General features: G+C 57.8%; 19 protein-coding genes and 3 pseudogenes. 16 read left to right on the forward strand and 6 right to left on the reverse strand.

What is annotated here, in order from left to right:
• Positions 1 to 206: 206 nt before the first annotated feature.
• The 3 genes from QA642_RS02165 to QA642_RS02175 all read left to right on the forward strand — a co-directional run bounded on the left by QA642_RS02165 (position 207) and on the right by QA642_RS02175 (position 4,224).
• On the forward strand, positions 207 to 473 hold the full coding sequence (locus QA642_RS02165; protein WP_283083178.1) for a hypothetical protein: 267 nt from the start codon (positions 207 to 209) through the stop codon (positions 471 to 473).
• Entirely contained in the window at positions 470 to 3,313 is a 2,844-nt protein-coding gene (gene mobF, locus QA642_RS02170) for a MobF family relaxase (protein ID WP_283083179.1), read from the forward strand. The genes QA642_RS02165 and mobF overlap by 4 nt, the downstream gene beginning before the upstream one ends.
• Before the next feature lie 716 nt (positions 3,314 to 4,029).
• Entirely contained in the window at positions 4,030 to 4,224 is a 195-nt protein-coding gene (locus QA642_RS02175; protein WP_283083180.1) for a hypothetical protein, read from the forward strand.
• Here QA642_RS02175 and QA642_RS02180 read toward each other — a convergent pair.
• Positions 4,221 to 4,382: a hypothetical protein gene (locus QA642_RS02180; RefSeq protein WP_283083181.1), complete on the reverse strand. Its 162-nt coding sequence runs from the start codon at positions 4,380 to 4,382 to the stop codon at positions 4,221 to 4,223. The two genes, QA642_RS02175 and QA642_RS02180, sit on opposite strands and share 4 nt — an antisense overlap.
• Positions 4,382 to 4,639: pseudogene (locus QA642_RS02185) on the reverse strand (DNA polymerase/3'-5' exonuclease PolX); the annotation flags it as partial. The pseudogene QA642_RS02185 and the gene QA642_RS02180, both read right to left, overlap by 1 nt.
• On the opposite strand from QA642_RS02185, the pseudogene QA642_RS02190 reads away from it, so the two are divergent.
• The 3 genes and pseudogenes from QA642_RS02190 to QA642_RS02200 all read left to right on the forward strand — a co-directional run bounded on the left by QA642_RS02190 (position 4,623) and on the right by QA642_RS02200 (position 6,532).
• Positions 4,623 to 4,834 (forward strand): annotated as a pseudogene (locus tag QA642_RS02190) (DUF3606 domain-containing protein). The pseudogenes QA642_RS02185 and QA642_RS02190 sit on opposite strands and share 17 nt — an antisense overlap.
• Positions 4,835 to 5,575: 741 nt before the next feature.
• The gene (locus QA642_RS02195; protein ID WP_283083182.1) at positions 5,576 to 5,842 is read left to right on the forward strand and encodes a hypothetical protein; all 267 of its coding nucleotides are present in this window, start codon (positions 5,576 to 5,578) and stop codon (positions 5,840 to 5,842) included.
• A 330-nt stretch (positions 5,843 to 6,172) separates the two neighbouring features.
• Positions 6,173 to 6,532 carry a hypothetical protein gene (locus QA642_RS02200; RefSeq protein WP_283083183.1) on the forward strand — a complete coding sequence of 120 codons (360 nt, stop codon included), beginning with the start codon at positions 6,173 to 6,175 and terminating at the stop codon, positions 6,530 to 6,532.
• 210 nt (positions 6,533 to 6,742) lie between these two features.
• On the opposite strand, the gene QA642_RS02205 is transcribed toward QA642_RS02200, so the two are convergent.
• The gene (locus QA642_RS02205) at positions 6,743 to 8,638 is read right to left on the reverse strand and encodes a sensor histidine kinase (protein WP_283083184.1); all 1,896 of its coding nucleotides are present in this window, start codon (positions 8,636 to 8,638) and stop codon (positions 6,743 to 6,745) included.
• A 1,056-nt stretch (positions 8,639 to 9,694) separates the two neighbouring features.
• Between QA642_RS02205 and QA642_RS02210 the strand changes: the two genes are divergently transcribed.
• The 3 genes from QA642_RS02210 (at position 9,695) to QA642_RS02225 (ending at position 13,141) form a co-directional block, all read left to right on the forward strand.
• Entirely contained in the window at positions 9,695 to 10,207 is a 513-nt protein-coding gene (locus tag QA642_RS02210; protein WP_283083185.1) for a DUF1269 domain-containing protein, read from the forward strand.
• Between the two features lie 1,644 nt (positions 10,208 to 11,851).
• On the forward strand, positions 11,852 to 12,469 hold the full coding sequence (locus tag QA642_RS02220; protein WP_283083186.1) for a B12-binding domain-containing protein: 618 nt from the start codon (positions 11,852 to 11,854) through the stop codon (positions 12,467 to 12,469).
• A 435-nt stretch (positions 12,470 to 12,904) separates the two neighbouring features.
• A complete protein-coding gene (locus tag QA642_RS02225; protein WP_283083187.1) occupies positions 12,905 to 13,141 on the forward strand; it encodes a hypothetical protein in 237 nt (78 codons plus the stop codon).
• Between the two features lie 1,207 nt (positions 13,142 to 14,348).
• Here the strand turns inward: QA642_RS02225 and QA642_RS02235 are convergent.
• A complete protein-coding gene (locus QA642_RS02235) occupies positions 14,349 to 14,675 on the reverse strand; it encodes a hypothetical protein (RefSeq protein WP_283083189.1) in 327 nt (108 codons plus the stop codon).
• A 368-nt stretch (positions 14,676 to 15,043) separates the two neighbouring features.
• Between QA642_RS02235 and QA642_RS02240 the strand changes: the two genes are divergently transcribed.
• From QA642_RS02240 to QA642_RS02250, 3 genes are all read left to right on the forward strand, one after another.
• Positions 15,044 to 15,310, forward strand: a complete 267-nt coding sequence (locus tag QA642_RS02240) for a hypothetical protein (RefSeq protein WP_283087135.1) — start codon at positions 15,044 to 15,046, stop codon at positions 15,308 to 15,310.
• Positions 15,303 to 15,599, forward strand: a complete 297-nt coding sequence (locus QA642_RS02245; protein WP_283083190.1) for a hypothetical protein — start codon at positions 15,303 to 15,305, stop codon at positions 15,597 to 15,599. Before QA642_RS02240 ends, QA642_RS02245 begins: the two co-directional genes overlap by 8 nt.
• A gap of 188 nt (positions 15,600 to 15,787) precedes the next feature.
• The gene (locus QA642_RS02250) at positions 15,788 to 16,021 is read left to right on the forward strand and encodes a hypothetical protein (protein WP_092238589.1); all 234 of its coding nucleotides are present in this window, start codon (positions 15,788 to 15,790) and stop codon (positions 16,019 to 16,021) included.
• 88 nt (positions 16,022 to 16,109) lie between these two features.
• Here the strand turns inward: QA642_RS02250 and QA642_RS02255 are convergent.
• A pseudogene (locus QA642_RS02255) lies at positions 16,110 to 16,912 on the reverse strand (transglutaminase family protein).
• Positions 16,913 to 17,132: 220 nt separating this feature from the next.
• Between QA642_RS02255 and QA642_RS02260 the strand changes: the two are divergent.
• Positions 17,133 to 17,303: a hypothetical protein gene (locus QA642_RS02260; protein WP_283083191.1), complete on the forward strand. Its 171-nt coding sequence runs from the start codon at positions 17,133 to 17,135 to the stop codon at positions 17,301 to 17,303.
• Complete coding sequence (locus QA642_RS02265; RefSeq protein ID WP_283083192.1) at positions 17,300 to 18,295, forward strand: putative zinc-binding metallopeptidase; 996 nt, start codon at positions 17,300 to 17,302, stop codon at positions 18,293 to 18,295. The genes QA642_RS02260 and QA642_RS02265 overlap by 4 nt, the downstream gene beginning before the upstream one ends.
• Before the next feature lie 115 nt (positions 18,296 to 18,410).
• On the opposite strand, the gene QA642_RS02270 is transcribed toward QA642_RS02265, so the two are convergent.
• Positions 18,411 to 18,593, reverse strand: coding sequence for a DUF3606 domain-containing protein (locus QA642_RS02270; RefSeq protein WP_283083193.1), 183 nt, complete (start codon positions 18,591 to 18,593; stop codon positions 18,411 to 18,413).
• A gap of 694 nt (positions 18,594 to 19,287) precedes the next feature.
• On the opposite strand from QA642_RS02270, the gene QA642_RS02275 reads away from it, so the two are divergent.
• Positions 19,288 to 19,497, forward strand: a complete 210-nt coding sequence (locus tag QA642_RS02275) for a cold-shock protein (RefSeq protein WP_092226167.1) — start codon at positions 19,288 to 19,290, stop codon at positions 19,495 to 19,497.
• A 597-nt stretch (positions 19,498 to 20,094) separates the two neighbouring features.
• Positions 20,095 to 20,334 (forward strand): hypothetical protein, encoded by a 240-nt coding sequence (locus QA642_RS02280; RefSeq protein ID WP_283083194.1) that lies wholly within the window; start codon positions 20,095 to 20,097, stop codon positions 20,332 to 20,334.
• Positions 20,335 to 20,970: the final 636 nt, after the last annotated feature.

Below are 20,970 nucleotides of genomic sequence, written 5' to 3' on the forward strand. Positions count from 1 at the left end.
GCGAGCACTAGTGGGACTAGTGGATACCAGTCAGTTTACCAGTTCAGGACCATTTATCTCGATTTTCACACCACACGCACTAAAGTTGCCATCCACTAACCACAATGGGAGAGGGCAGCGAATCGAGGGTTGATGCACGGCCCATCTCATGCGACGGGCCAGGGCAGCGGTCAAGTTGCCATCATTGCGAATTGCTGGGAGGGCGCATGCAAACCTACAGGGTGCAGATCGAGCCGAAGCTGTCCGAGCGGCTCGAACAGGCCGCTCGGGTAGCGAAAATTGCGCCGGCCGATCTGATTGCCCAATGCATTGAGCAGCACCTGGATATCGCTCTTCGGTATGTCGCGCTCCTCGATCGCCTGGACACGGTCGACCAGGGGCTCTTGGATTTGGCGAGCCTTGTCGGTGAGGCTTCCGCTGGGGGCGGCGTCGAGGTGTCCAGTATCTGCCGGTATTCGCCTCCGAAGGTATGACCGCCTCGCTACATACGTTGGGCGCCGGCCGCGACGCCGGTCTGTACTACGTCAACGATCCCAATCGCGAGGCGCGCCCTAGGAGCCGGGACGAGTACTACATTCGGGACGGTGGTGGCCTTTGGTGGACGACGGGCGAAACGATCGTTCGGCACGGTGCTGCGATCGACAAGGAGAGCTTTCGAGATCTTTGTGCGGGGATTGATCCGCGCACTGGCGAGCGACTCGTCCGCGGTGCCGGACCAAAGCATCGAGCCGGATGGGACATCACGTTCTCTGCCCCGAAATCCCTATCCATTTTGTGGATGGCGGGAGACGAGCAGCAACGTGTTACCCTTCACGCGCTGCACCGCGCTGCGGTTGAGGATGCTCTCAGATTCTTAGTGGATGAGCGCCTCGTAGAAGTCCGCTTAGGTGCGGGTGGATATCTCCGCGAGCCTGCCGCCGACGTTATCGTCGGTCGTTTCGATCATTACACCTCGCGTGAGGGCGACTGTGCCATCCATACGCACGCCGTTTTACTAAACACGGCTGGATCGGGCGAAAAATATCGTACCCTTGAGCCCGAAAAATTGTTCGAGCACCAGCTCGTCCTTGGCGCGGCGTTCAGAGCCTCATTGGCGCACCGTTTAGCCGCTATCGGGTTTCCGCTGCGTGAAGCTGGGCGCAATCAATTCGAGATTGCCGGCATCCCACAAAGTGTAATTGAGACCTTCTCGAAGCGATCGCGGCAGATAGAGGAGCTTGTTGGACGGGACGCGACCGGCGCACAGAAGGAATTGGCCGCGCTGGCGACGCGCGGGTCAAAAGATGAAGTCCCCGTAGGTGAGATCCTGGAGGCTCGCTGGAAAGAAGAGCTCGCGCAAACTGGCACCGATCCATGGGAGGCGGTGCGCAACTACGTGCCTGGCCAAGAGGTCGAACTGGCCCCAGAACGCGATTTGGATCCTCCAGAAATTGAGGGGTCGGGTCCGGTCGCGGTTGCCGCCTCGAAGCTCTTCCGGCATCAGAGTGTAATCACCCGCAGGGACTTGGTGCATGGAGCTCTCATCGAGGCGGCCATTCGCGCGGTCAGCATAGACCAGGTTTGGGCGGAGCTGCGGTCGTACGAGGAATGTGGAATTGTCCGTAAGCTTACGGGGGAACGACAAGCAGAGTACTGGACCACGCAGGCTATCGCTGCCGCCGAAGCAAGCCTGCTACGATCCGCGGATCGCCTGAATGAGCAGGACTGGTTTCAACAGGAAGCGCTTGAGGCTGCGCTCGCAAACGCGCCCTATCTTTCTCAGGAACAAGCCGATGCTATCAGGTTTGCCGCCAATCGCGATGGGGTGACTATATGCGAGGCACCCGCCGGCACTGGGAAAACGGTGATGACGCAGGCGCTGGTCGAAGCTGCCCAGCGCTCCGGTCTCAAGATTTTGGGATTAACGCCCACCTGGGTGGCTGCTGACGAACTTTCCAAATCTTGCGGTATTGAAGCATGCGCTATCGCCAAATGGCGATACGACCATGAGCGCAAAATCGGATCCGAGATCGATGCTAATACGCTGATTATTATCGATGAGACCGGCTTGGCCGGCGTACGGGATCTCGAGACAGTCTTAAGCGCAGCTCATGAAGCGCACACTAAGGTTGTGTGCCTCGGGGATCGGCGTCAGCTCCAGGCTGTGCCGGGAGGCAGTGCGCTGAAAGCGATCTCCGACGTGATTGGGCGCGGCGCAGTTTTATCGCAAGTGCGTCGACAAACGGTGGAGTGGCAGCGCGCGGCATCGATTGTGATGGCCAGAGGTGATTCCGACGCGGGTCTGCGTGCCTACGCGCAACACCGTAAGCTTGAGGTTGTGCCTGGCGAAGCCAAGGCGCAAGCTCGGGTGATCGAGATGTGGAACACCTATCGCCATGTGCATGGTGATGATGTTTTAATCGTCACGCGGCGGAATTCTGATGCCGCAGCTCTCAACAGAGCGGCGCGCGCTGTCCTGCGTTCTGAAGGGCGCCTACTGAGTGAGGATTTATCTCTCCCTGCTGTTGGCCGTGACAAGAAAATTGGCACGATTGAGCTTGCCCAAGGCGACCTCATCCGATTCAGTGAAAACCTTCCCCGATTCAGCATTCGGAACGGGACCCGTGGTACAATCGAACGCCTGACGCAAGACGATGCAGATGTGAAAATCGCCGTTCGGCTCGATGACGGTCGCATAATCGAAACGGAATGGGGGTGTCTAGCTCGCGAGCGCGCCGAAGGTCCACCTAGGCCGCCGCGTATTTCGCTGGCCTATGCGGGCACGGCGTATTCAGTGCAAGGCCGAACGTCCGCTGCCGCCGTGCTGTACGTGGCGAAGCCGACGGACGCACGGGAGATTTATGTCGGACTTACGAGACATAAGATCGATGCCTACGTCGTCGCCGAACGCAATCGGCTTGAAGCTGCTGTAGCGAAGCGCCAACTCGACCCGCGCCTGGTTCCAGGGGAGGCTGCAATTCGTGAGCGGCTTTTCAGCGAGGCGACATCTTACGCAGAAAAAGTGAACGTTGTGGATTTCGCCGACGATCGCATTGAATTCGCACGGACCGGCCAACTTCAAATGCGATGCGAGCCAGGATCACTCAACGTCGGTCGAGTTGCACGCGCAGCACGACGGATGGTAGAGGCTTCGCGTGAAATGTCAGCTGAAACGTCACTCACCATCGCCGCTTGGCGGTTGGTCGACAGTGCGCGTCACATCAGGCAAGACATTGCGCAACGCTTCCGCCAGATAACTCAGGCGATCAAGGACCGCATAAATTTCAGAGCCAAAGAGCGCAGGGTAGCTCGCGAATTAGGCCGGGGGCGTTGACGGGGCCGACTTGCGCTACTTCTGGAAGAAGAACATCCTCGAAAGCGCCTGCTTCACGATCGCGAACTCCGAACGCTCCGACACATTCGCCGCCTCGCCGCAGCGGCTGGTGAGGAGGGCTCAGGAGTATCTCCATCGTTCTGGCACCGCGCCCGTCCACATCTCGGAGCTCGTTGCGGTCTCAGGCTCGTCGCAGCGCGCGCTTCACAGGGCCTTCGACGAAGTCATAGGCATCCCACCGATGACGTACCTTAGGAGGCGGCGGTTGTGCGAGGCGCGCCTGCTTCTGCAGAATGCCGCGCCCGGTGAAACGACGGTTTCCGAAGTGGCATTCGGACCTCGGTCGGTTCGCCGCGTATTATCGCCGATTGTTCGGCGAAATTCCTTCCGCCACGCCGAAGGGTGGCCCCGAGAACTAGCTGCCCGCGAACGAGCCCGTCAGGCGGCCAGCTTCCCCCGGCGTCGTGCGGTCTGCATCCGCATCCAGATCGCTGCGTTGTGGACACAGGCAACTAGAGGGACGGCAAGAGCCAATGAGAGGACGGGAGCCGACCCCGCGCGATATCGCGGGCCCTGACCGGTCCGCCGGACCGAACCACGCCTAACACCCTACATTTGAATGGTGGGCCGTTTCCGCCGACGAGAGAACCTTCCTTTTCAAGCCGGCCTGGAAGCGGTCGATCAGGACGCAGGGCATCCGGAGGCGGGTCAACTCGATGACCGCCGCAGGCCCGAGCTCGATGAGCGTTAAAGAGTGGTATCCGTTCGAGGTCCAAGCCGGCAGTGCTGATGTTCTCGCCGAGCTCTCCGGCTCCGATTGCGAAACCAGCCTCCGAGAGGGCTGCGAGGAGTTCGGACGGGATCAGGTGGACCTGCCGCAGGTTGGGAAGCCGGGATCGGAGGCGGGCTAGACAACTGTGTCGACAGAGGGACCGGCGTGCGCGTCGCCTTCGACGCCATGGCTTTCGACCAGCACGATCCGCTCCCGAGAGGGCTTGCTGAAGTGGTGCCCGCGATCGGCGGCGACCGCGACGACGGTGCCGTATAGCGAGACCCGCGCCTGCAGCATCACGCCGCCCGGGCGAACGGGCGCCGCTTCCGGCGGAAGTAGCGCATGATCTCCGGAAGCGCCATGGCGTTGAGACCCGGTCGGCAGAGACAACGCCCTTCCGGGTCATCTCGACTCCCCAGTGCATGTGGTCGAGTTCCGGAATCGAGTGCGCGTCCGGATTGATGCTTATCATGCAGCCGAATTCGAGGGCGGCCTGGCCAGCGCCAATCCAGGTCGAGCCGCCACGGATGTGCGTTGATCTCGACCAAGACGTCATCAGTTCGCAAGAGGAGGAGCCGATGCACAGCGAAGAAGAAGACCGCGCGTGGACGCAAACAGGACCGGGCACGGGTGGGCAAAGCACAGGACTATGAAGTCTGGTACGAAGCGATCAGCCTCTGCGATGAAGAAAGCCCCCGAAGAAGGTCGGCAACAACCGTAAGCGCGTCGAAAAGCGGCTGGGACGCTAGGGTCGATGAGCGCTCGACGTGGCTGGAGGGCGACGCTCCGGTCTCATACCAGCTTCGTGTTGCCTTCACGATGCGGACGACCGAAAGCATCACCGGGACCTCGACCAGCACGCCGCGCAGGCCCGCTTCGGGAAGTGCCCTCAGCGGCGTCATAAGCAAAAAAGCCTCGGTGAGCCAAGGCTTCTGGTTTGTGCAGACAGTAGCGATTAGTATCTGGTCGCGATCAGAACGCCGTAGCCGCTGAAGCGAGATCCACGTCCTGGCTCACGCGGTCGCTGAGGAGAGGCGGTGGCACGGTCTGCCCGGTTAACGCCTAGCCCCCAAAGCCATCTGCGAGAGCGAACAATGCCGCTAGTCCGGCGGCGATGGCTGCCCAGGCGCTCCACTGACTTTGTCGATAGACCATCCGAAGCAGGGCACGTGGATCGTCGACACCGCTCCCCAAGCCGCGTTTTGCGAATTTGCTTTTGCAAAGACGGACGCGCGCAGAAGCAAACCACAAGACAGCAGCAGTGACAGCCGAAGTTTCTGCGAGTAGCTCAAAAGCTTGCTTCATGTCTCACCGTCTGGCGCGCAAGCTAAGCACAGCAGCGGGCCTGATTTGTAAGGCGCCGACCAAATCTGACGATGTTGACCTATGTCAACGCGAGCCTGGCTTGCAAGCTCACACCTCATGTCGATAGCGGCGCTGCTACATGGAGCCGTCACGGCATCACTAAGCGCACGCTTTGAGGAGGCGTCATGCAGTGGGATCGTTTTTCAATTGGTTCTGGCGCAGTCGGGGGCTTGTTGATCAGCGCTGTGTTGGGACTTGCTGGTGTTACTCTCAGCAGCGCCCCCGCCGGAGCGGTGGTGTATTGCCAGTACATCGGCTATCCCCCGAGCTGCATCGCAAGGGCTGGCGTTGTGCTTAGGCCTCGCCCGGTCGCGCGCGCAGTGCGCGGGTCGGTAACTCAGGGCACTGCTATAAATCGCGGCGGTCCAGTCAACCGCGTCGGTCGCCGCTGAGCGCTGACGAGAAATCGCTGCGTTTGCGGCAGCATCTCATCCCGGGAACTCTTCATCCGTAGCTGCGCGAGTTCTTTCTCAACAAGCCTTACGGCGCAGCCCGATATTCCATAGCGCCGTTCTCTTTTATCACATCCTGTTCGCGCGCTGTTCGAGAAGTGTTCTCAAATACAACCTCGAAACGCGATTGCGGTTGTGTGTGGACATCTGCGTGTATTCGTCCGTGGAACACCTCCCAACTGCAGCAGTTTGAAGACTCGTGAACTGAGGAAGGTAATCTTCCCGCTGCCGGCGCCCACCCGGCGGCGCGTATTTTTGTGAGTTCCGTTAGTGGCGAAGCGTATCAAGGCTGCGTTGCCGGCCTTCATCAAGCCCCAGCTCGCCACCCTCAAGATGAAGGCGCCTTCTGGCGTCAATTGGATTCAGGAGATCAAGTACGACGGCTACCGGATCCAGCTGCACATCGACGGCGACACCCGTAAGGCTTTCACCCGCAACGGCCAAAACTGGATCAGCAAGTTCTCGAAAATTGCCGGTGCCTTCGAGATCAGACGGGGAGGTGGTGGTCAGACGCGTCGCGACCCGATACGCCAAGCTCGCCGCAAACTACCTCTCGGGCGTCCTGATCGCAGCAACATAAGCTTGGCTCAATTGAGTCCGACCCTAGGCCGTCCGCGCTGTCGCATCTGAGACAAAATTTGACTGCAGCCTTTTTTTGACACGCTTGAGCCTTTACCTAAAGGGAAAAACTCCGATAAAGCGGTTCTTTTTGTCAGCGGTTTTCGTTGTGCTCGTTTCTACGTCCGCACCGAGTTTAGCTCAAAAGCCCAGTCGTAAGTGCATGAGGCCGGATCATCTTGAGACGCTGGCGACGGAGCTGGAGCGCGTGTTCAAGACCAGCTAACTCGCTGTATGCGTTGGGTCACTTGGCTGCTTTGCAAGCGGCAATGTGATGCGGAATGTTGCGCCGCGGCCAGCATCGCTCTGTGCCGAAAGATGTCCATTGTGAGCCTCGACAATGGTCCGCGCTATCGACAAGCCCATTCCCATGCCTTCACTCTTTGTCGTAAAAAACGGCTCGAACACTTTGTGGAGTTTGTCGGTGGGAATGCCAGGACCGACATCCGTTACCGAAAGGTGGGCAGCATTGCCATCACGTGCGGTCGAGACCTTTATCCTTCGTTTACCGGGCGGAATGTTCGCCATCGCTTCCATGGCATTGACGATTAGGTTGACTATAACCTGCTGAAGCTGAATAGCGTCGCCTTTAACGGGAAGTAGCGTCGGCGCAACGGAACTCGCCAGGTCGACTTTCCGCGCACCCGCCAAAGCGGAGAGAAACTGCAAGGCTTCGTCGGCAACATCGTTGAGATCAACATCTTTGAATTCAAGTGGGGTTCTTTTCAGCATGGCGCGCAATCGACCGATAACCTCACTCGCGCGCACGTCGTCACGGCGAATGTCGGCGAGAATTTCATCGATTTCCCGCAGATCGGGCGCCGGGGACTTGACCATTAGTTGTGCCGTCTCGACGTTGGTCAAAATAGCGCCGAGCGGCTGGTTGAGTTCGTGCGCAATCGTCGCCGTGAGTTCACCGGCCATGGCAACGCGGTTGATGTGAGCCAACTCCGCCGAGCGTTGTCGTGCCTGAACTTCGGCACGAAGACGTCCGCTGCGTTGAAACAGCAGGCCGGAGATCAACCCGGCCTGTACGAGGATAATCGCCGCAACGAGTAAGATTTGGGAACGATATCGGTCCCACATCCCGGGTTCACGAAAGTAAATCTCGCTTCCTGGCGGCAGACGAATTGCGCTGATGCCCCAGCGCTGAAGTTCCCGCCAATCATATCTCGGTTTTGCGAAGGTGCTTGGTTCGTCAATTATACTGCCCGCTTTCTCACCTCCAAGAATACGCATGGCCACAGCACCCGCTCGTCTAGCCAATTCAAGTGGTGAATGCATCGGGCCGCCGATAATTTCGCGCCCAAAGAAGGCCTGATCAGTGGTGAAGATTGGTGCGTTAGCAGAGGCATATAATCGCGTGATCGCTTGATCCCCTTCGTGCGCTACGCCAGCTCCATCCACGATCATCTGAAACCAGAAGATTGCGGAGTGCGGCGGCAAGTCCGCGATCTGCTTCAATATCTCCTCAAACGAAAGTGTGTTGTACCACCTGATTTCGATGCGATGCTCCAGAGGTGCCAATTCTTTACGCATCTCGTTTTGCCAAAAGAGCTCATTGGGCGTGTTGCCGTTCACCATTCCAACAATTCGCGTCTCTGGCGCGATGCGTAGGAAGCTTTCAAAAAGGAACCGAAAGTCGTGCTTCACCGCGACGACTGCATCGTTTTCCGTCAGGTTCGAAAATTGAACGCGGCGCTGTTCAACCGCAGTGATCAACATCGGAATGTTGGGGAATAATTGGTCTCGATAGCGCTGTATGAATACAGCGGCTGGCGCACCTATCACCACGATCAGATCGGGCGGGTTTTTGTTGTACAATGCACCAAGATATTCAACAAACGCGAGTTCAGCCTTTGGGTCGTTAGAGCGAGCAGATACCAATGAATGCTCTTGGACATCAAGGACCCAAGGCGACTGCCGATCCAGCTCTGCGCGAATGGCCTTCGCATATTCGTTCCAAGGCCTAAACTCGCGCCCGAACGAATGAAGGATTATGATACGCTTGTGCCCCTCACCGAACGACGGAGCGGACGAGAGGAGTACAGCCGCAACGCAGAAGAAAAGCCCGGCCAACCAAGCAGCAAATGAAAACCTGTTTCTCAGTGCCGCCAAGGTTGTGCATTCTACATCGGAGGAACCGATATCTGCCTATTCGCCTATCCGACATCTTACGGCAGGCGCGCGGGTCGCGCAAACTTAGACGGTCGCGGCTGCTACGGTGCCACAAAACTCCGGTGTCCGACTTGCGTCAATATTCGAGGAGCTCGTTTTAAGCACGATTGGTCGGCTACGCTTGCTGAAGCGAACCTCACACGCGGTTCGTGGCAGGGCAGAACGATCACACCAGCGGCAGCCCAGCGCCAGCATGACAACCACCAGCTCGGTGGAAAAAATGCGTCTGAACATGCATCCGCCAAATCGCGGACCTGTCGCGTGAGTGAGCGAAAACTTAGCGAGCTTCTGCCAAGCGCTGCTGGACTAAAATCGACGGCAGCTTTCCCTCCTTGCGGATCGGGACTATGCAGTTCCGTTTTATCCGGTCAAATAGGCGTGCGGTAGCGCGTTCATGGCAACCGGCCTGAGTGCCAAGGTAACTTGAGGTCGACGCCGCTCCCTCGCAGCGTCAGCGCAGACGTGGCTACGTGAGCATGGCCCGAGGTCAGGTTGCGGCCGTGTCAGCGACGAGCTTGGCGAGGTCTCACCAGAGTACGCTGGCAATCGCGGTTAGTCCGATTGAAGCCAATAGCCAAACCAACAAATGAGACAACCAAGGCGGCCAGTGACGTAGCGTCATTCGTGTGCCCATTTCTTTCGCTTCACGCACACAATCGACAAAGCCACACGTGGCCGTTGAGTTATGTCAAGAAAATGTCCTGTCCCATGCGACAATGGTTCATCGTAGGTTCGATCTGCATGATCGGCAGGCCGTTGACATTAGACTTACACAACGATGGGCCGCCCCTGGCGACTTCCTGGCTCCCAACCCAGCCGAGGGCAGGACCGCATCGGTTTGCCCCTGACCAGCAGCTCGGCGTCACCACCATCTTCGTCCCCGTCTTACGGTCTTGTGCTGGCCGGCAAGTCGCGACGAGACAGGGCGTTGATCTAAATCAAGCACGCCTCTTGTGTTTCTTTTCATCTCTCCGAGCACCGCAACGGAGAACCGCCATGAGTGATCTAATCGTGATCGCCTTCCCGACGGAAGCGAAAGCGGAAGAGGTTCGCCAAAAACTGTTCGCAATGCAGAAGGAGTATTTAATTGAACTGGGCGATGCGGTAATCGCCGTCAAAGACGCCAAGGGAAACGTCAAACTCAATCAATTGATCAATACCACCGCTGCCGGTGCGGTTAGCGGAGCCTTTTGGGGCTCGCTGATAGGACTGATCTTCTTGATGCCGCTGGTCGGCGCGGCGCTCGGTGCCGCCTCTGGCACGCTCGGCGGATATTTGACGGATGTCGGCATCAACGACAAATTCATGAAGGATACCGCTGCCGCGATCCAGCCCGGCACCGCAGCGCTGTTCGTCTTGGTTCGCAAGGTCACCGCCGACAAAGTTCTTGAAGGGCTTAAGGGCGAAGGCGGCACCGTCCTGAAAACGTCCCTCGACCATACAAAGGAAGCGGCATTGCAAGCTGCACTTGCTGGCGTCCAAGCTGCTGCTCCGTCTCCGCCTGCTTAGAGGGTTTGTTCTGCCGCCGGCTACCGCGCAGACCGCTCGCTTTGGTTTGAACTGATGCGACCTGGCGCGCCAACGTCCTACATGGCTGCGTCCTAATGCATGTCTGCCGCATCGCGCATCCGGCGCACGCCGCCGCCTTTTGCTATTTCCAGCCCCCAAGCCGTCGAGGGCTGGACCGCACCTCAAATAAGAATAATGGCTCACTGCATGACGGATATGCAGATGCAAGCAGAAAAACTGCGGACAGTCTGCCGAGTGCGCACTAATTCGAGATACCGCAACGGAGCCTCACAAACGAGAGTTGTTCGATAGGCTCGCGGCGCACCTCAAAATCCTCGCGGAAGAAGTTGAAAAAGCAATTGCGGACCAAGAGAAAGGGACTGCAAGCCGCGCTTGAGATGATTTTGCTGCTGGCTGTCGGCGGCGGCACGTTGCGGTGTGTGACAATCTTGGTTTAGAGATCAAGGCGTTCCGAGAGCGCAAGACCGTTTGCTGTCTTAAACGGAGCGATGTCGTAGGATGACGAACTGCCTGGGCTGCAGTAGGCTCCAGCACCATGAACGAGGATGCAGATCTACTCCAGCGCGCAAATGAGGCCATCGCCGAGAGCCGTCGTCTATGTGCGCAAAAAAGAACCTGCATTGCGGAATGCCGCTGGTGGCTGGAGCATCTGAAAGGCCAAATCTGGGAAGTCGCGCCAAAACGAGTTCCGGACCATAGAGTGACCAGAGCATACTTGGTTGAATGCGGGGCGGTTGGAACCGCGCTATGATGCGTGATGCTTGATGATCTGCGACATCTGGAAGCCGTAGCCTTTCGCCAGGCCGCTTTGGCGAGTGACAAGCGCGCCAAGTTGGCCTGATTGAGATAGCCCACGAGTACCGGGCGCGGATCGAGCACTTAGAGTGGACAGCCGCCAGCTACCCAAGCCGCGCCACTTAAAAGGACATAATGGGAAAATTGCACGTCTCCCGTCAGCTTGCTTTTCGTGTCGGACGAGAAGCACAGCGGAATGGTACGAACATCGAGGACAACCCGTTTCCGCCCTACTCAGCTGGATATGACCTCTGGCGTCAGGGCTGGGAAGAGCAGGACTGGCTGGCGTCGCTGTCTTGAGAGGGGTGAAATGGGCGCGTGAACCTCAGCTTGTGGCCCCATGGCTGACTTCCCTTCTTAAGATCGTGCAGTCGGCTTCCAAAGGCTAAGCGGAAAGTAGTCGCGAAGCGGCCAACGGCAGCCATTGACCCGCAGCGCTCAAACATCATCGATCTACCGGGTTCAGAGTCGAGCTTAACAAATGTTGATGTAAAACGATAGTTTATCGGAATGGAACTTTGGGACGCCTATCTGCCTATCCCGCCGCATGCCAGAGGCACTTGTCTCTAAGGGCAAATGTGATGATGGCAAGCATCTTCGCAGTTGCTTATACAATTTATTGATCCACGCAGTGGCTGATCGGCTTGCGGCTTATATGAGGTGCTGACGTTAATGCTGAAGTGGTGCTCATACTGTCAGCAATTTCAGGGCGAAACCTCCCCATATGAGGACTATTCCGTCACTTACGGCCTCTGTTCAAGATGCGAGTCCGACCACCCCGATATATTCGCAAGCGACGTCGTCAGGCACTCCGAGTTTCTTCGCGGTGTGTACCATTCGCTCTACGAGGCAGGACGAAGGAATGATCTCCTAGCGGTTCAGCATCTTATCAAGGAAGCAATCGCCGCCAACTTCAGGCCCGTTGATATCCTCGTCGGAATTCTAGCCCCGCTGCTCTACAAGATCGGCGAACAGTGGCGTTCCGGCACCATCACCGTTGCTGACGAACACGCGTTCACTGCCTTTAGCGAGCGCGTGATCGAACTGATCGAAGGCACCATGCCACGACGCAAAAGAAGGCGTCGAGCAAGGGCGCCCCAGTATTTTCTCATGAATGCTCCGGGCAATACTCATAAGCTGGCCGTCCGCATGCTCGCCCTTTGGTTGGAAAGTCGCAACATCTGTACACCAACCCTTGTCGACCATCTCGGTTTGCATCAACTTGCGCAGCACATCATCCAAGCTGCACCCAGAGCATTGTTGATTTCGATGGCTTTGCCTGAACAACTCAACAGTGTGGCGGCCATCTGCGCCCTTGTCGGACAGTTGCCAGCTGGCGCTCGTCCAAAGGTCCTAGTGGGCGGATATGCGATCAAGTCAGGCCTGGTCAGGTTGGTGCCCGGCGCTGATCTCGTTACCGACATCAGCTTGCTTGGCACTTCCTGATCAGTAGATTTCCGCTTGTGGGCCCATCTGCTGTGTTTCGGCATGGAATAACCTGCCGACCGGGTGGGCTTATCGACGTAATCAAGGAGGTTTTTGACCAGCCGCAAAGCATCCGCCGGACCAGAAGGGATGCGCTAACTAAAAAGGCCCGTCAGGCCGATGTCGCCTACCGGCTGGATGAATGGGCGCATTCTCGGAACTGCAGCCACCGGTCTGATAGTCTCGAGGCCGGATGGCTCGAATTCAATTCTGCCACGCTTACTGAGGCAGCCTATCCAAATTGCCGCTACTTAGACCCGAATGGCCCGGGAATCTCTGGCAACCAAGTTCGTGCTGGCGTAGTGTCGTCGGATCACCGGCCGAGGCTTGTCCCCGTAGGCGTCGGTGACTGAGAGACCGAGAGCGCTCCCGCCTGCACGGAACCGGAGCGCTCCTATGGAACGCTATTTCTTTGATATCCAGAGTGGCCGGGATTTCTTCGCCGACGAGGAGGGCCTGCGGCTCCCGGATCAAAAGGCTGCCGAAGTTGAAGCGATGCAAACGCTGACTGGGATCGCCAGAGAGTCCGTATTCAAAGGCAGTCGGCCAGATTTGGCAGTGGAAGTGCGCTCGACGACTGAACGGCTCTTCTGCGTATCGATCGTCTACCGAAGTGAGAGCACCAAACATTGAGGCTGCCTGGGAGAACAGACACTTCCATCTCGACTGAGTCTCCCGCTCTAGGCGGAGTTCTCGACTAGCCGTAAGGTTGTGCGAAACCATTTCTTCGCTTACCAGCCCCGGGAGGGTGAGAGTAAATCCCGATGAGAATTAGTTTCCAGCGCCGTGCCGAGGTTCATCGCTTTGACAAAACGCTTAGAGAGGTGGCTGTAGACCCGGCGAGGCCAGCCACTTGTTAACCTCCCCTGCGACGTCGATTTGCCTAGCCTTTCGCAAGAGTTCCGTGCGGCGGATGCCAAGGGGCATCCCGCTGGCCTGTTGGCGCAAATTAATCGCCTCTTGTGCGAGACGGTACTCGAAGGTTGATGATTGTTTCAGGATAGGTTGGGCCGACATGTGGTGCTCCGCGGTCGGGTTGAGCGGGAGCGCTATTCGCGTCCACACCACCGATAGATGCTACGGGCCGCTCGGTGGCGGCGGGATCGTGCGCCTTTATCTGCGACATAGCCAGCGCTTTGTTTTATTTCCTCGCACAGGATCTGCAAACTGACCCAGGGTTCGCAGTCGCCTCAATTACTCCTCGCCTCTGGACCTCTTGTCAGAACGATCAACGCGGTCCGCTCGAAATTCCGCGGGGCCTTCGAGCAGACGCTGCTTTCTCGTCGATTGCACCTTGGAGCTCGCGGAGGCGTCAGCTCTTTCATCTATCGCAGTGCCAGCGAGGTCGAGAGCACGCTTCCGCTGGCGGCCTACGCGACGACCTTTAGCATCCTCTTTCGTCATTTTGCTGGCTCTCTGAATTGGAGCTATTTGAAGTACAACGTGAAACTCAGCAACCGCGGCAAATATTTTTTAGCTTCGCTGTGGTGCGGGCTTCTTCCGCGAGGAAGGGGTCCTTTTCGACAGACCATGAGTCGGTACTGCTCGCGGAGGGCTTCCTCGCTTTTGGAGGAAAGGCTGCGTCGTAACAGGAGAGGCGTGCGCTGGTACTTTCGATTGAACGGCAGTTCGGCTCCGCCGCGAAAGCCGCTGGTGCTGCACCGGACACTAATGCGAGGAAAAGCGCGGCCGTACAAATACCTGTTCGAGCCATTGTCATGCTGAGCGCCCTTCTATTTGATGTCGGCTCGATCGGGTTTTGACGGGCCCATGTTCGAAAGGGGCTTACCTGGGGCCACACCAGCCCTTCCGATTCCACTTGCCACGTGTCAAGCCCCTGCTACCTCTTCTTTGCGGGCCCCAAATCAGGCTGCCAAGCGGCATCCTTTCGGCTCGGCGCCGCTGCGATCACTTTTGCCTTTTCCTTCTTCGGCTTCTTGGCTTCGCGATTGCCGCGTTGCTGGCCCTTCGCCATGTCACTCTCCTGTGATGGTTCGAGTTCGTCGAGTTCGTTTGGCTGCAACACTCGTCCGCGGGGAGTGCAGACCCTGACGTCCATGTAGCCTTCGCGCAGCAATTTTCGTGCAAGTCGCAATGCGACCTTCGCCGTGCCGCGGCCGAGGTTCGAGCTGCCGTATTCGTTGGTCCCACTGACCAGATACGGCACGCGTGTTGCCCTACCCATTGAAGATAGCGGCCGCGCACACAAGAAGCAGGAGGAACAGCGGAACAATCACCGGCGGTACGATCCATTCAGAGATGCGACCACGCGACATCGAACGCTCCTGCAAGGCCTTTGGCGGGAGCACACGTGACCCTCAGTCACCGGTCGAAGCCGTTAGAAGTGCGGTGATGCCAGCGACCCTACGCCAGTACTGAACCAATAGCGAGGGTTAAGTGCCGCGCGGGTGCCCGCTCCGCTGTGACATCTTCGTCTGCGGGCGGGTCACAATAGTGCTGGCTATTGCCGCACGAGCGGCGCATGGTCGCGGCCGCCAGCATCGGTTGGGGCTTCACTTGCGAAAGGCGGCGTGCATGACCATCCGTTCGCGGCGAGAAACCGTCACCTTCAAACATCCGTTCCGCATCCGCGGCATCGAGCGCGTCTTGCCCCCGGGCGCTTATGAGGTCGTCACGGATGAGGAGACGATCGAGGGGCTGACGTTCTCAACCTATCGCCGTATTGCGACAATGATCACCGTGCCCGCTGAAACCGGCTGCGGAACGACCGAGATGTTGTCGATCGGCTCGATCGATCTTGCGAACGCACAAGCTGCGGACGCGAGTATCGTCCATGACTGACCTGCCGGTCGATCTCGACAAGCGCCGCGGCATGGCCGCGCAGAAGGCCACCGACCTGCGCCGCGCCTTGGCTGACGTCGAGGCCAATCTCCGCGAGGTGCGTGTTCGCGAGGCTGACCTCGAAAACCGCATGATGACCGTTCTTGCCGCGTCCTGGCCGGAGGCAGCTGTGAAGGCACGCCATCTGCTCAACCTCTATGCTGCAAGTCGGCCTGCCGAGGATACGCGCCATCGCGCACTGGTGGCAGCGCTGCTCGACGATTTCGCCCGGCTGTCGGGCGAGAGCTGAGGCGAGCGTCGGCCGCTTCCATTCTCGGCGCGACCGGGAAGCAGGGCCACGGATTGTGATTGGTGGCACGCCGTCCTGGGTTCCGATTGCGCAACTGGAGCGAGCCGCGAAGGTGACCTGCGAATGCCGGACATATGCCTTCGAATCCTCTCGCGCTGGCGCCGACATTCTCTAAAAGGGCGCTCATGATGATCCGATATTTCTTCGATATCAGAGACGATCAGGAGCTCTACCCTGACGAAGATGGAATAGAGTTTTCCACGCAGCGAGAGGCCGAGATGGAGGCGGCTCACACGTTGGCAGGATTGGCACGTGATTTGGCGGGGCAGGAAGACCGTCCGGACGTTGCAGTCGAGGTTCGAACGGAGGCGGGCCGCCTCTTTCAGGCGGCACTGATCTTCGAAGCAAATAGATCCAAGTAACGGAGCTCTCCTTGTTGCGCGCTGGACCGTGAGGGATTCTGTTCCGCGCTTGAGGTGGCAGTTGCATTGCCAACTGGCGCTGCGGTGATCAACAGACGAGTTCGTCGGTCCAAACCTTGAAGCTGAGTAAGGTGTTGGATCCGAATGTCTGGGTGATTGGAACGTCCGCGGCATCGCGGCCCTGTGCGATTAGCACGCGACCGATGCGCGGAATATTGTTGCGAGGATCGAATGTGTGCCAACGCCCGCCGATATAGGCTTCGAACCAGCCGGCAAAATCCCCAGCGGCATATGGAGGTGCCATGCCAATGTCACTGAGATAGCCCGTGCAGTAGCGCGCGGGAATGTTCATGCAGCGGCAGAACGCAATAGCCAGATGTGCATAGTCCCGGCAGACGCCTTTGCCTTCGTTGAACACTTCCCAGGCAGTCTTGGTGGGGCGGGCGTGTTCGTAGCCGAAAGCGATGTGGTTATGGACGAAGTCGCAGATGCCCTTGACCCGTCAGACGCGGTCTTCTCGAACAACTTCCACGCGACGTCGGTAAGTCGGTCGGTCTCGACATACCGGCTGCATAGCAAATACACGATAGTGTCCGGAGGAAGATCTTCCACCGCATGTTGCTGCGCTGATGGGACGATGAGGTCGGCTAGACCGCTATCTCGTACGATGCCGTCCGCCGTGAGGCGCATGCGGCCGGCGGGCGCAACAAGACGGCTACACCAATTTCCGAAACCGTCGCGATAGGGCGTGATCGGTACTGATGGCTCACTGACAAGATGATCGGGCACGACAATGTCGGATGCCCGCGTGAAGTGGGTGCCGACAACCGCAATCAGGGGTGTCGGTTGCGGAAAGTCGTAGATCATCTCGAAGCCAACGCGGATTTTCATGGGATTTGGCTCCAATGAGACGATTGAGAACGTCGCATGACCTGTCTGCGCGTCGTCACCGACGAATGCCGCGAGCGCTCAGGCGCGAATGGTATGACATCGCAGCTACGATCGCCAGCAGCATGCTCGTTTGCGACGGACAACCGTCCAATACCTGACCGGAACCCATTTCTAACTGAGGGCTTTCTAAAGGATGAAAATGCGATCAAGAGTGAAACCCATGTCGGTTCAGCCGGTGCAGGACTGGCTGGCCCAGCCCATGTCCGACAGGGCGTCCTATCAGGGCGCGCGTCGCACCGTGAGTGAAGCCGACGCTGACACTCTGAGGAAGTGCGCATTAAAGAAGCAGCGCGCGTTGATCGGCACCCTCAATAAACGTGCGCGACCATGAGAGAGTTCAAATGTCCTCATTGTGGGCAGCTTTCAGCTTTCGAGGACTCCGAATGCAATGGGTGTAAGCAGCGCTTGATGTTCGATCCTGAGAACATGGCAATGGTTGGCGCGGAAAGCGCCCTGGAATGCGTCAACCGAAACATCATCGGTTGCAATTGGTGCGCTGTTGCCTCGGCTCCCTACTGCCTGTCCTGCTCCCTGACCCAGGTCATTCCTACCACGCAAAATTCCCATAACGTGTTCCTGTGGACGCGCGTGGAGGAAGCCAAGCGCAGATTGATCTACGACCTGCGAAGGCTCCGCCTACCCATCGCATCCGCGGGTGGATTTCAGCTGGCATTCGAGATTCTGTCCGACGAGCATGGACCGGTCCTGACCGGGCACGAATCCGGCCTGATAACAGTTAACCTTGCGGAGGCCGACGATGTGCAGCGCGAGATCAGGCGCGTTTCATTTCGCGAACCCTATCGCACCCTTCTTGGTCATTTTCGACACGAAATAGGCCACTTCTACTGGAATGCGCTGATACACGAAGGAGGCTTCCTATCGCCTTTTCGGCTGGTGTTCGGCGACGAGACCGAGAATTACCAGGCTGCGCTTGCCGCCTACTACGCCCGTCAAGGTCGGTCCGGCGATCCGACAAGTCACATCAGTATGTATGCGACATCTCATCCTTGGGAAGACTGGGCAGAAACCTTCGCCCACTTCTTACATATCGTTTCGACCCTGGATTCGCTGGCAGGACTTCCGCTGTCCTTGGACGCGCGCGCTCAGCACACGCTAAACGACCCCTATCTCGAAAGCGATTTTGGCGCACTTTTGGAGCTGTGGGCCCCGCTCGCACTTACGATCAACCGCCTCAACCGCTCGCTAGGTCTTGCCGACGCGTACCCATTCGACATTTCGCCCGCAGTTAAAGGCAAACTACACCTGGTCCATATGTCGATTTCGGCTTTTAGAAATCGGAAAGAATCAAGGGAAACGCGGTAGATTGTCGATTGTCGGGAGCTCTATTCGTTCTGCTCGCGCTTCCGGGGCTTGAGCAATCTCGCCGGCACGGAGGCATGGTCGTTGTGGCTCAACAGGCGGGCTACGAAGCAAATACTTAGCCTATTGACTTTAAAGTGGAGGCTTCCTTGGTGATGGCCGAGATGGCGGTGCCAGACTTGCGAACGACGGTGGCAAACCGCTCATCCGACAGCTTGAGTCGCTTGCGAAGAATCTTGACTTGCACTTTGTCTCTCAAATCCAGCGAATTACGGAAATAGGTCGGCTTGTACCCGTTCATGGCATTCTCTCACAATTGGGGATGGGGAAGATCGTGATCAGGGCTGGCGTTAAGCTGTTCCTGCCGCGAAGGTCGACAGTCGCGCTCCTCGCGAAGCTTCCGCGGCCTTGAAGGCAACATTCCCCACAGGTCGGCGTTCCGCGTTCCAGAAATATATCAGCGTCAGCGACAGGTAGCTGGGTTAGGATTGTTAGAGTCAAAACCGCTGGCGAACACTAGCGTTCGCTAATCTGCGTTCGATCTGGGAGATGGTGAACGGAAGAGCTCAGCTGGGCTTGGAGTTTCAGCACGTTGCGGCTTGATCCGAGACAAGCTCAACGCCGCCAACAAGACCAAGCGCGCTCGCCTTCCCGGGCGCGTAGAGTAGGGTCCGCCCCGCTTCCGTTTACCGTCTGGCAGGAAGGGCTCTCTAGTCGCCATATTGAACTATCGGTCTGTGACCGAGCCGTTCCAGGCTGGGGTCATCCGCTATAACTATCGACCGACGCGCGTTTGGCGATGGGCCGGTTCTCGTAATTATTGACTTTCTCAACTGCTGGTGTATGATCTCGCCATCGATACTGGCCGAACAACTGTTCCGCTTTCGCCTCAGATCCTGCGGCGCGCACGTTTCAGACATTCTCCAACATCGACTGTTTGGACACTGGCCGCAGCTCCGCGCGCCGGGTCCTCCGCGCACGCGAAAGGAAACCTTATGAACACGGGTACAGTGAAGTGGTTTAACACCCAAAAGGGCTTTGGCTTTATCCAGCCAACGAACGGCAGCAACGACGTCTTCGTTCACATCAGCGCTGTCGAACGCGCCGGTATGGGAACTCTGAGCGAAGGTCAGACGCTGTCTTATGACGTCGTGGCAGACCGTCGGACCGGTAAGTCCGCTGCCGAGAATCTTCGTGCTGCTTAAATAACAGCACGACCGGCCTGTCGCTCCAGCCACGGATGTACTGGCAGAGCTTGCGGTCCTGCCCCGCGCCCGAGCCATCGGGAGCGGGGTTTTTGATTGAATGGGGCAAAAAAATCAACGGGCTCATCTGTGGCTTCGCTTCGACAATCGGCCCTTGTGTCGCTGAGTTACGATTAAGCTGAACCGAGGTCTGCCTCGAAGCTCATCGCGCAAATTCATTTCGGAGTGGCTTGCTTCGTCTTTCGGGTGCATAAATCGGTATCGGCCCTGTTCGACATTCCTCATCTGAAGGATGACTTCACCTCGCAAATCGAACCGCGGCCTATGGCAGGAATTGCCGTTCATCGCAGAGACGTTCGGCAACTTGTTTCTTGACGTGACCGCGGACGATCGTCGGACCTTACACAAGCTAAGTCAGGCGCCGGCGTTGGTACTCGCAGCTGTTCTCGAAGGCTGGACGGCGGAACTCGTGGTTCAACCCTGAGGGAAGAACAGCAAAGGCTTTTCGAGGAGTTGCACCTCAAGCCGCACGATATTTACAGGCTGCCCCGGTCTGCATCTGGAACGTGCTATCCTTGGTGCCAAGCAGGAGATTCAATGAGCATCGTAAAACGTCATCTGGCCGAGCAAGAAGAACGCCTGGTACTAATCGAGGAAATTTGCATCGATACAGGAGCGCTTGTCTTGGATACGGCTACCGACGAAGTCTACTTTTCTGCAGACGAAGCAGCTTACAAGAACGCCTACGTCACCGTGTTTCAAGCCTGGGCGAAGGACACGATCAAGGGCACAGCGGAACAGATATTCGAGGCTACAAAATCCATTCTTGAGGACTAGGGCTCCGCCCTGGACACCGGCGAGTGAGCTAGAGTCATGAGCGATGAGGAAGAACTATGCCATATGCCTACAAGCTGAATGAGGACGTTCGCCACCAAGCTCAAGGCCCGCAAGGACGCGCCGCAACTGAACCGCAGATGATTTACACGATCATACAGCACATGCCCATCGAGTCTGATGGACGAGTTAGGTATCGCATCAGGTGCAAATCCAAGAACATCGAGCGCGTTGTTACGGAAGATCAGCTTTCGTATTTTCAGTGATCGCAGGCGTCCGTTCGGACTCCTACACTGTCCGGAGGCAGCAAGGGGAGGAAAAATGTCAGACCGGCGGGAGCTCTATCGGAGCCCAAATGGCGACGCATGGTTCATCGCGCGCGAGCCGACAAACGGTTACGCGTTCATCATCCACCAGCCCAATGCGCCCTCTGGCGGCCGGCTGTCTCACATCGAGTTGGGTGAGTTCTTGCGTGGCGGGAAGGGACCCGAACAGCAAGCACTATTGCGATTGATCGGAACGCTGGTAGAGATACCGCCCTTTGCGTAGGATGCGCCCGTTTCTTATGGCCGCACCGCCTTGTAAGGCAATGCCACTTCAACAGCTGCTACCCACTTGCAGCCGTTGAGAAACTCTCCT

Source organism: Bradyrhizobium sp. CB2312, assembly GCF_029714425.1.
Taxonomy (GTDB): Bacteria; Pseudomonadota; Alphaproteobacteria; order Rhizobiales; family Xanthobacteraceae; genus Bradyrhizobium.